The organism is Variovorax sp. Varisp41 (assembly GCF_047325085.1).
Classification (GTDB): domain Bacteria; phylum Pseudomonadota; class Gammaproteobacteria; order Burkholderiales; family Burkholderiaceae_C; genus Variovorax.
Genome location: NZ_CP168540.1, coordinates 6,345,595 through 6,355,612 on the forward strand (window position 1 = coordinate 6,345,595; position 10,018 = coordinate 6,355,612).

The 10,018-nt window shown below is 73.5% G+C and carries 2 protein-coding genes; both read left to right on the forward strand.

Annotation, left to right across the window (positions count from 1 at the left end; translation table 11 throughout):
- Positions 1–96 precede the first annotated feature (96 nt).
- On the forward strand, positions 97–5,412 hold the full coding sequence (locus ACEN9J_RS29535; protein ID WP_413762771.1) for an amino acid adenylation domain-containing protein: 5,316 nt from the start codon (positions 97–99) through the stop codon (positions 5,410–5,412).
- A complete protein-coding gene (locus ACEN9J_RS29540) occupies positions 5,412–9,974 on the forward strand; it encodes an SDR family NAD(P)-dependent oxidoreductase (RefSeq protein ID WP_413762772.1) in 4,563 nt (1,520 codons plus the stop codon). The genes ACEN9J_RS29535 and ACEN9J_RS29540 overlap by 1 nt, the downstream gene beginning before the upstream one ends.
- The last annotated feature ends 44 nt before the right edge of the window (positions 9,975–10,018 follow it).

A 10,018-nucleotide genomic window follows, 5' to 3' on the forward strand; every position in this document is an offset into this window, starting at 1 on the left:
CCAGGACATGAGGCGGTGGGCTCGGCGACGGTGCAGGGATGCACCCCAATGACACGCGGCCGCGATGCCGCTTTCGATCGTCTGGAGGCTAGAGAAATGACAAGCAAGGCAGCGGCGCCGGCATCCGCATCCGCGCGCCCGCGCAACTTCGTGGCCCATCTGCGCGCACTGGCGCGGCAGCGCGCCGACCACACCTGGCTCACCGTCGTCGACGAAATCGGCGGCGTTCCGCGCGAGCAGTCCTTCTGCTACGGCGAGTTCGAGCATGGCGTGCGCGCGCTGGCCGCGCGGCTGCAGCGCGACCTGTCGCGCGGCGACCGCGCGCTGGTCATGCTCGACAACGGCGAGCACTACGTGATCGCCATGCTGGCCTGCTTCTACGCGGGCGTGATCGCGGTGCCGATCTTCCCGCCCGAGTCGGCCCGGCCCCAGCACCTCGCGCGCCTCGCTGGCGTGGCCGCCGACTGCGGCGCGCGCTGCGTGCTGACCACCGCGGCGCTCGAAGCGGCCATCGCCGAGACCGCGCCGACGCAGTTCGCCGGTGCCGCGATCCTCGCCGTCGATGCGGTCGACGCAGCGCTGGCCGAGTCCTGGCAGCCCTTCGATCCCGGCGACGACGACATCGCCTTCCTGCAATACACCTCGGGCTCGACCTCGGCACCCAAGGGCGTGATCGTCACGCACGGCAACCTGATGGCCAACGAGCATGCGATCCAGGTCGGCATGGGCATCGGGCCCGGCGACAAGTTCGTCTCGTGGGCGCCGCTCTATCACGACATGGGCCTGATCGGCGGCCTGCTGCAGCCGCTCTACAGCGGCATCCCGCTGGTGCTGACCTCGCCGCGCCACTTCCTCGAGCGGCCGGTGCGCTGGCTCGAGCTGATCTCGCGCCACCGCGCCACGCTCAGCGGCGGGCCTGACTTCGCGTTCCGCCTCTGCCTCGAGCGCGTGAAGGACGCGCAGCTCGCCACGCTCGACCTGTCGAGCTGGCGCGTGGCCTACACCGGCGCCGAGCCGGTGCGCGCCGACACCGAGGCTGCCTTCATCGAGCGCTTCGCCGCCGCCGGTTTCGATGCCGGCGCGGCCTATCCCTGCTACGGGCTGGCCGAGGCCACGCTCTACGTCACGGGCGGGCGGCGCGGCGACGGCATGGTCGCGCGCGCTTTCTCGAACGCGGGCCTGGCCGCGGGGCAGGGCACGCCGAGCCTGCCGGGCGAGGACGGCACGGTGCTGGTCGGCTGTGGCGGCGTGGCGGTCGAGCACCGCGTGGAGATCGTCGATCCGGCCACGCGCGCGGTGCTCGAGGAGGGCGCCATCGGCGAGATCTGGATCGCCGGCGCGAGCATCGGCGCCGGCTACTGGGGCAACGAAAGCGCCTCGGGCGAGACCTTCGTCGAGCGCGACGGCCTGCGCTGGCTGCGCACCGGCGACCTCGGCTTCTTCCATGAGGGCCAGCTCTACGTCACGGGCCGCATCAAGGACCTGATCATCGTGCGCGGCCACAACATCTATCCGCAGGACATCGAGCGCGCGATCGAGGCCGAGGTCGAGGCGGTGCGCAAGGGCCGCGTCGCGGTCTTCGCGGCCCATGGTCCCGACGGCGAGGGCATCGGCGCGGCCGCCGAGATCTCGCGCAGCATGCAGAAGCTGGTGCCGCCGCAGCTGCTGGTCGAAGCGCTGAGCGCCGCGGTCAGCGAGGTGTTCGGCGAGCCGCTGTCGGCCGTGGTGCTGCTCAACCCGGGCGGCATGCCCAAGACCACCAGCGGCAAGCTGCAGCGCGGCGCCTGCCGCGCGGGCTGGCTCGATCGCAGTGCCGATGCCTATGCGATCCACGAGCGCGGCCGCTTCGTGAAGGGCGGCCCCGCCACCGAGGCGGTCGCTGAAGTGGCGCTCGACGACACGGAACGCGTCCTCGATGCGATCTGGCGCGAGGTGCTGCGCCAGGCCGACGCGCCCGCGCTGCCGCGCGACGCGCACTTCTTCGCGCGCGGCGGCAACTCGCTGAGCGCCACGCAGGCCGCCGCGCGTATCGCCTCGCACTGGGAGATCGACTTTCCCGTGCGGCTGATGTTCGAGCAGCCGCGCCTGCGCGAATGCGCGGCCGCCGTGGGCCGGCTGCGGGCCACGGGCCGGCGCGAGCGTCCCGCGCCCGTCGCCGTGCTCGGCGCGGCGCAGCGCGCGCAGGGCCTGCCGCTCTCGCATGCGCAGGAGCGCCAATGGTTCCTGTGGCAGCTCGATCCCCGAAGCGCGGCCTATCACATGAGCGGTGCGATGCAGCTGCGCGGCGCGCTCGATGCCGATGCGCTGCGCGCCGCGCTCGGCGACCTGATGGCGCGCCACGAGTCGCTGCGTACCGTGTTCCGCGCGGGCGCGGACGGCGTGCCGATGCAATGGGTCCGGGAGGCCGCCGAAGCCGGCGTCGAGATCGTCGACCTGCGCGCGCTGCCCGCCGAAACGCGCGCGGCCGAGCTGGCCGAGGAAGCGCGCCGCATCAAGGCCACCCCCTTCGATCTCACGCAAGGCGGCCTGCTGCGCGTCGCGCTGCTGCGCACCGCCGACGCGGCCCAGTTGCTGGTCGTCGCGATGCACCACATCGTCTCCGACGGCGCCTCGATGCAGGTGCTGCTCGAGGAACTGGCCGCGGGCTACGTCGCGCGCCTGCAGGGCCGCGCGGCCGGCATCGCCGCGCCCGCGCTGCAATACGCCGACTACGCCGCCTGGCAGCGCGACTGGCTCGCGGCCGGCGAGGCCGAGCGCCAGGCCGCCTGGTGGCGCGCGCAGCTGGGCCACGAGCACCCGGTGCTCGAGCTGCGCACCGACCGCCCGCGCCAGCCGCGCGCGAGCTACCGCGCCGCGCGCCACGGCTTCGAGTTGCCCGCGCCGCTGCTCGCGACGCTGCGCGCGCTGGCCCAGGCCGAGGGCGCCACGCTGTTCGTCGTGCTGCTGGCGGGGCTGCAGGCGCTGCTGCACCGCTACACCGGCCAGCAGGACATCCGTGTCGGCGCCGCCGTCGCCAACCGCGGCCGGCCCGAGTTCGAGCGGATCATCGGCCTGTTCGTCAACACGCTGGTGCTGCGCAACCGCATCGACGGCCGCACGCCGCTGGCCGGCGTGCTCGCGCAGGCGCGCGAAGCGGTGCTCGGCGCGCAGGCGCACCAGGACCTGCCGTTCGAGCAGCTCGTGCAGCTGCTGCAGCCCGAGCGCAGCATGAGCCACAGCCCGCTGGTGCAGGTGATGTTCAACCACCTGCTCGAGGACCGCGGCGCGCTGCGCCAGCTCGGCGGCCTCGATGCCGAGGACCATGCGCTGCCCGACCTCGAGGCCCAGTTCGAACTCGTGCTCGAAGTGCGCGAGCGCATGGACGGTCCGCCGCGGCTCGACTTCATCTACGCGGCGGAGCTGTTCGACGCCGACACCATCGAGCGCATGGCCGGCCACTACCTCGCGCTGCTCGAGGCCCTGGCGGGCGATGCCGCGCGCGCGGTCGGCGATGTCGCGCTGCTGGCGGCGAGCGAGCAGGCCGAGATCGCGCGCTGGAGCGTCGATGCCACGCGCGAGCCCGATGCCGAGCCGGTGCACCGCGCCATCGCGCGCCATGCGCGGCAGCAGCCCGCGGCCATCGCCTTGCTGTTCGCCGACGAGGCCCTGAGCTTCGCCGAGCTCAACCGCCGCGCCAACCGCCTCGCGCACCGCCTGGTCGCGCTCGGCGTGCGGCCCGATGCGCGCGTGGGCATCGCGATGGAACGCAGCGTCGAGCTGGTCGTGGGCCTGCTCGCGATCCTCAAGGCCGGCGGCGCCTACCTGCCGCTCGACCCCGACTACCCGGCGCAGCGCCTGGCCTACATGGTCGACGACAGCGGCATCGACCTCCTGCTCGCCCACCGCGCCACGCGCGACTGCATCGCCGCGCGCGGCGGGCTCCGGGTGCTCGAGATCGACAGCCTCGATCTCGGCAGCGAGCCCGAATCCGACCCCGAGGTCGCGCTGCACGGCGAGAACCTCGCCTACGTGATCTACACCTCGGGCTCCACCGGCAGGCCCAAGGGCGCGGCCGTGCGGCACGGCGCGCTGCACAGCTGCATGGCCTGGATGCAGCGCGTCTACGGTCTTTCGCGCGACGACACGGTGCTGCACAAGGCACCGTTCGGCTTCGACGTGTCGGTGTGGGAGATGTTCTGGCCGATGACGGCCGGCGCGCGGCTCGTGGTCGCCAACCCCGGCGACCACCGCGATCCCGAACGGCTGGTGCAACTGATCGAGCGCCACCAGGTCACGACGCTGAACTTCGTGCCCTCGATGCTGCAGGCCTTCCTCGCGCATCCGGGCATCGAGTCGCGCACGCGGCTGCGCTACATCATCTGCGGCGGCGAGGCGATGCCGGCCGAGACGCAGAAGGAGGCGCTGCGGCGCCTGGCCGGTGCCTCGCTGCAGAACCTCTACGGTCCGACCGAGACCACCATCCACGTCACGCGGTGGACCTGCCGCGACGATGGCGAAAGCCTGGTGCCGATCGGTCGCCCGATCAGCGACACCCGGGCCTGGGTGCTCGACGCCGAACTCAACCGCGTGCCGCGCGGCGTGGCCGGCGAGCTCTATCTCGGCGGCGTCAACCTCGCGCGCGGCTACCTGAACCGCGCCGGCCTCAGCGCCGAGCGCTTCGTGGCCGATCCTTTCGGCCAGGGCGACCGGCTCTACCGCACCGGCGACCTGGTGCGCTGGAACGCCGAAGGCCAGATCGAGTACCTGGGCCGCATCGACCACCAGGTCAAGATCCGCGGCCTGCGCATCGAGCTCGGCGAGATCGAGGCCCAGCTCGCGGCCCAGCCCGAGGTGCGCGAGTCGGTGGTGGTCGCGAAGGAAGGCCCGGCCGGCGCGACGCTGGTCGGCTACGTCTCGCCGCGCGGCGACGCGCCCGTCGACACCGCCGCGCTGCGCGAGCGCCTCGGCCGGTCGCTGCCCGACTACATGGTGCCGCGCGCCATCGTCGTGCTCGATGCGCTGCCGCTCAATGCCAACGGCAAGGTCGACCGCAAGGCGCTGCCCGAGCCCGACGGCCTGGCCGGCGCGCGCGCCTACGAGGCGCCGCAGGGCGAGGTGGCGCGCACGCTCGCGGCCATCTGGTCCGAGGTGCTGCAGGTGCCGCAGGTCGGCCAGCACGACAACTTCTTCGACCTCGGCGGCCATTCGCTGCTGCTGATCCGCGCGCACCGCCTGCTGCAGGACCGGCTGCGCATCGAGCTGCCGCTGGTCCAGCTGTTCAAGCACCCCACCGTCGAGTCGCTGGCGCGCGCCATCGAGCAGGGCGGTGGCCGTGCCGAGGCCGCCGCCGCGTCGGCCGCCATCGACGAGCGCGCGCTGCGCCAGCGCGCCGCCATGCTTCAACGCCGCAAGGCGGCAGAAAGAGTCCACTGATGACCACGCCCGAGTCCTTCGACGCCGTTCCCGGCGAACCCACCGGCCTGGAGATCGCCATCGTCGGCATGGCCGGGCGCTTTCCCGGCGCCGACGATGTCGATGCCTTCTGGCGCAACATCCGCGACGGCGTGGAGTCGATCCGGCGCTTCTCGGACGAGGAGCTGCGCGCGCAGGGCGTGCCGGATTCGGTGCTCGCGGAGCCCGACTACGTCAAGGCCGGCGTGCGCTTCGAGGGCTTCGACCAGTTCGATGCCGCCTTCTTCGGCTACGCGCCGCGCGAGGCCGAGACCCTCGATCCGCAGCAGCGCATCTTTCTCGAATGCGCCTGGTCCTCGCTCGAGCATGCGGGCTGCGATCCCGAGCGCTGGCAGGGCAAGGTCGGCGTGTACGCGGGCGAGGGCGCCAACGTCTACCTGATCCGCAACCTGCTGCCCTCGTTCGGCCTCGGCGCGCACAGCGGCATCGCCGACCTGCTGGGCCTGATGAGCGGCAACTCGGGCGGTTCGCTGTGCACGCGCGTGGCCTACAAGCTCGACCTGCGCGGCCCGGCCGTGAGCGTGCAGACCGCCTGCTCGACCTCGCTGACGGCGGTGCACACCGCCTGCCAGGCGCTGCTGGCGCACGACTGCGACATGGCGCTCGCGGGCGGCGTATGGCTCGACCTGCTGCAGGAAGGCGGCTACCGCTGGCAGGCCGGCGCCATCCTCTCGCCCGACGGCCACTGCCGCGCCTTCGACGCCGAGGCCGCCGGCACGGTGATCGGCAGCGGCGCGGGCGTGGTCGTGCTCAAGCGGCTCGACGAGGCGCTGCGCGACGGCGACACCATCCATGCGGTCATCAAGGGCAGCGCGGCCAACAACGACGGCTCGGCCAAGGTCGGCTTCACCGCGCCCAGCGTGGACGGCCAGGCCGAGGTGATACGCGCGGCGCAATTGATCGCGGGCGTGTCGGCCGACACCATCGGCTATGTCGAGACCCACGGCACCGGCACCACGCTCGGCGACCCGATCGAGATCGCCGCGCTGACCCAGGCCTTCCGCGCCGACACCGAGCGGCGCGGCTTCTGCGCCCTCGGTTCGGTCAAGACCAACATCGGCCACCTCGACGCGGCCGCCGGCGTGGCCGGCCTCATCAAGGCCGCGCAGGCGCTGCGCCACCGCGTGCTGCCCGCGAGCCTGCATTTCCGCGCGCCCAATCCGCGGATCGACTTCGCGAACAGCCCGTTCTACGTCAACACGGTGTCGAAGCCCTGGCCCGAAGGCCCGGTGCCGCGCCGCGCGGGCGTGAGCTCGTTCGGCATCGGCGGCACCAACGTGCACGTGGTGCTCGAGGAAGCGCCCGCCGTTCGCGCCGAAAGGAACGCGGGCGGCTGGCAGGTGCTGCCGCTGTCGGCGCAGGCGCCCGCCGCGCTGCGGGAGGCCGCGGCGCTGCTGGCCGACCACCTCGAGGCGCATCCCGAGGCATCGCTGGCCGATGTCGCGCAGACCCTGCAGAACGGCCGCCGTGCCTTCGCGCAGCGCGCCGCGGTGGTGGCGGGCGACACAGCCTTCGCGCTGCAGTCGCTGCGCGCGGCCGCGGACGATCTCGATGCGCCGCAGCGCGCGCCCGAGACGGCGCCCGAGGTCGTCTTCCTGTTCCCGGGCGGCGGCACGCAGCACGCCAACATGGGCCTCGCGCTGTACCGCGACCATCCGGTGTTCCGCGAGGAGGTCGACCGCTGCTGCGCGCTGCTCGAGAACATCCTCGGCGAGGACCTGCGCGCGCTGCTGTACCCCGCGCCGGAGGCGGAGGCGGAGGCCGACGCGCGGCTCGCGCGCATCGAGTACACGCAGCCGCTGCTGTTCGTCGCCGAGTACGCGATGGCGCGGCTGTGGATGGCGCGCGGCGTGCGGCCCGCGCTGATGCTGGGCCACAGCCTCGGCGAGTACGTCGCGGCCTGCCTCGCGGGCGTGTTCCGGCTCGAGGACGCGCTGCGCATCGTGGCCGAGCGCGGCCGCCTGATGCAGTCGATGCAGCCCGGAGCCATGACCGCCATCGCGCTGTCCGAAGCCGAACTGCAGCCCTTCCTGGCCACCGGCTGCGACATCGCCGCCATCAACGGCGAACAGCTGTGCGTGCTGGCCGGGCCGCTCGCGGCCATCGAGGCGGCCGAGGCGCGGATGAGCGCGCGCGGCCTGCTGCCGCGCCGGCTGCTGGTGTCGATCGCCTCGCATTCGGCGTTGACCGATCCCATCGTCGAGGCGCTGCAGAAGGTGGTCGCGGGCGTGCCGCGCCAGGCACCGGGCATTCCCTTCCTTTCCAACGTCACCGGCCGGCCGATCACCGCGCAGGAAGCCGTCGATCCGGCCTACTGGGCCCGCCACCTGCGCGGCACGGTGCGCTTCGCCGACGGCCTCGCGCACCTGCTGGGCACGCCAGGCCGCGTGCTGCTCGAAGTGGGGCCGGGCGAAACGCTCAGCGGCCTCGCGCGCCAGCATCCGCTGGCGGTCTCGGCCGCCGGCATCGTGTCGAGCCAGGGTCATCCGCAGCAGCGGCTGCACAACGAGCGCCACATGGCCGGCGCGATCGGCGCGCTGTGGTGCGCCGGCGTGCCGATCGACTGGCAGGCCTGCCATCCCGGCCGCGCCGCGCGCCGCGTGCCGCTGCCGACCTATGCGTTCCAGCGCCAGTCGTACTGGAAGGAGGCCGCGCCCGCCGATGCACCGGCCGCCGCCGCCAGCGGCCCGTTCCACGTGCCCGCATGGAAGCGCCTCGACCCGGCCGAGCCCGTGGCGGGCGCCGCGCCCGCCGACGGCTGCACGCTGGTGATCGGCAATGCCGACGAGTTCCAGCGTGCCTTCGTCGAGCACCTGCGCCAGGCCTGGCCCGGCCACGCGGTCGTGCGCGTCGACCATGCGCAGGCCTTCGCCGAGCATGCGCCGCACCACTACGCGCTGCGCGCCGGCGAGCGCGCCGACCACGAGGCCGTGCTGCGCAAGGTGCGGTCGGCCTTCGGGCCGGTCGCGCGCATCCATCACCTGGGTGGTATCGATGCCGACGCGCCCGTCGCTGCCGATGCGGCTGCCGAGACCGCGCTCGAGCGCGGCTTCTTCAGCCTGTTCGCGCTGGCGCAGGCGCTCGAGGCCGTCGCCGCGGGCGGCGAGCGTCGGCTGTCGCTGCAGGCGGTGCTCACCCAGTCCGAGGACGTCGCGGGCGATGAACTGCTGTGCCCCGAGAAGGCCACCGTCTTCAGCCTCTGCAAGGTGATCGGCCAGGAATACCCGCACATCGATGCGCGCGTGGCCGACGTGGTGCTGCCGGCCGCGGGCAGCGGCGCGCAGGCGCGGCTGTTCGCGCAGCTGGCGGCGGGCGCGCATGCGGGCACCGACGAGACGCGGATCGCGCTGCGCGGCCCGCACCGCTGGGTCCGCGGCTACGAGCCATTGCCGGCGGCATCGGGCACGCCGATCCAGCGCTTCCGCCAAGGCGGGGTCTACCTCGTCACCGGCGGCCTCGGCGGCGTGGGGCTCGCGGTCGCACGCCACCTGGCTGCCTCGTGGCAGGCGCGCCTCGTGCTGCTGGGCCGCTCGCCGGTGCCCGCGCGCGCCGAATGGGAAGGCCTGGCCGGCGACGACGCGCAGCCGCCGGCCCTGCGCGCGAAGCTGCGCCAGCTGCTCGAACTGGAAGCCCTGGGTTCCGAGGTGCTGGTGCTGTCGGCCGACGTGGCCGATGCCGCGCAGATGCGCGCGGTCGCCGCGCAGGCGCGCGAGCGCTTCGGCGCGGTGCATGGCGTGATCCACGCGGCCGGCCATGCCGACAGCGGCATGATCGGCCAGCGCACGCGCGCCCGCGTCGACGCGGTGTTCGCGCCCAAGCTGCGCGGCACGCGCTGCCTGCTCGAGGCGCTGCGCGACGAGCCGCTCGACTTCGTGCTGCTGTGCTCGTCCATCTCCAGCATGGCCGGCGGCCTCGGCATGAGCGACTACGCTGCCGCGAACGCCTGCCTCGATGCGCTGGCGGCGCTGTGGCAGCGCAGCGCGCCGTACCCGGTGGTCTCGGTCAACTGGGACGCCTGGCGCGACCTCGGCATGGCCGCGGGCCGCGTGCTGCCCGAGGGCATCGGCATGGACGGCCCCGAGGGCGCGCGCGCGCTCGAGCGCATCGTCAACGGCCCGGCCTTCGCGCAGGTCGCGATCTCCACCACCGACCTCGCGCAGCGCCTGGGCCAGCTCGACAACGGCATGCTGGCGCTGGTCGAGACCGGCCCGGCGGTACGGAAGAAGCGCCGCAGCCATCCGCGTCCCGCGCTCTCCACCGCCTACGCCGCGCCCGACGGCGACCTCGAGCAGGGCCTCGCCGGCCTCTGGCAGGAGATGCTGGGCATCGCCGGCGTCGGCGTCGACGACAACCTGTTCGAGCTCGGCGGCGATTCGCTGCTCGCGATCCAGATCCTCGCGCGTGCCCGCAAGGCCTACGAGGTCGAACTGCATCCCGCCGCCTTCTTCAAGGCGCCCACCATCCGCGAGCTCGCCGTGCTGGTCGAGACGCGGCTGATCGAAGAGATAGAGAACGCCGCCTAGCCCTGGCTCCCCCCGGGGCCCATGGCCCGCCCGCACCTGTTCGC

Excerpts from the sequence above, each read along its gene's own strand:
- ACEN9J_RS29535 (WP_413762771.1), top strand. The coding sequence starts at position 97 with ATGACAAGCAAGGCAGCGGCGCCGGCATCCGCATCCGCGCGCCCGCGC.
- ACEN9J_RS29540 (WP_413762772.1), top strand. The coding sequence starts at position 5,412 with ATGACCACGCCCGAGTCCTTCGACGCCGTTCCCGGCGAACCCACCGGC.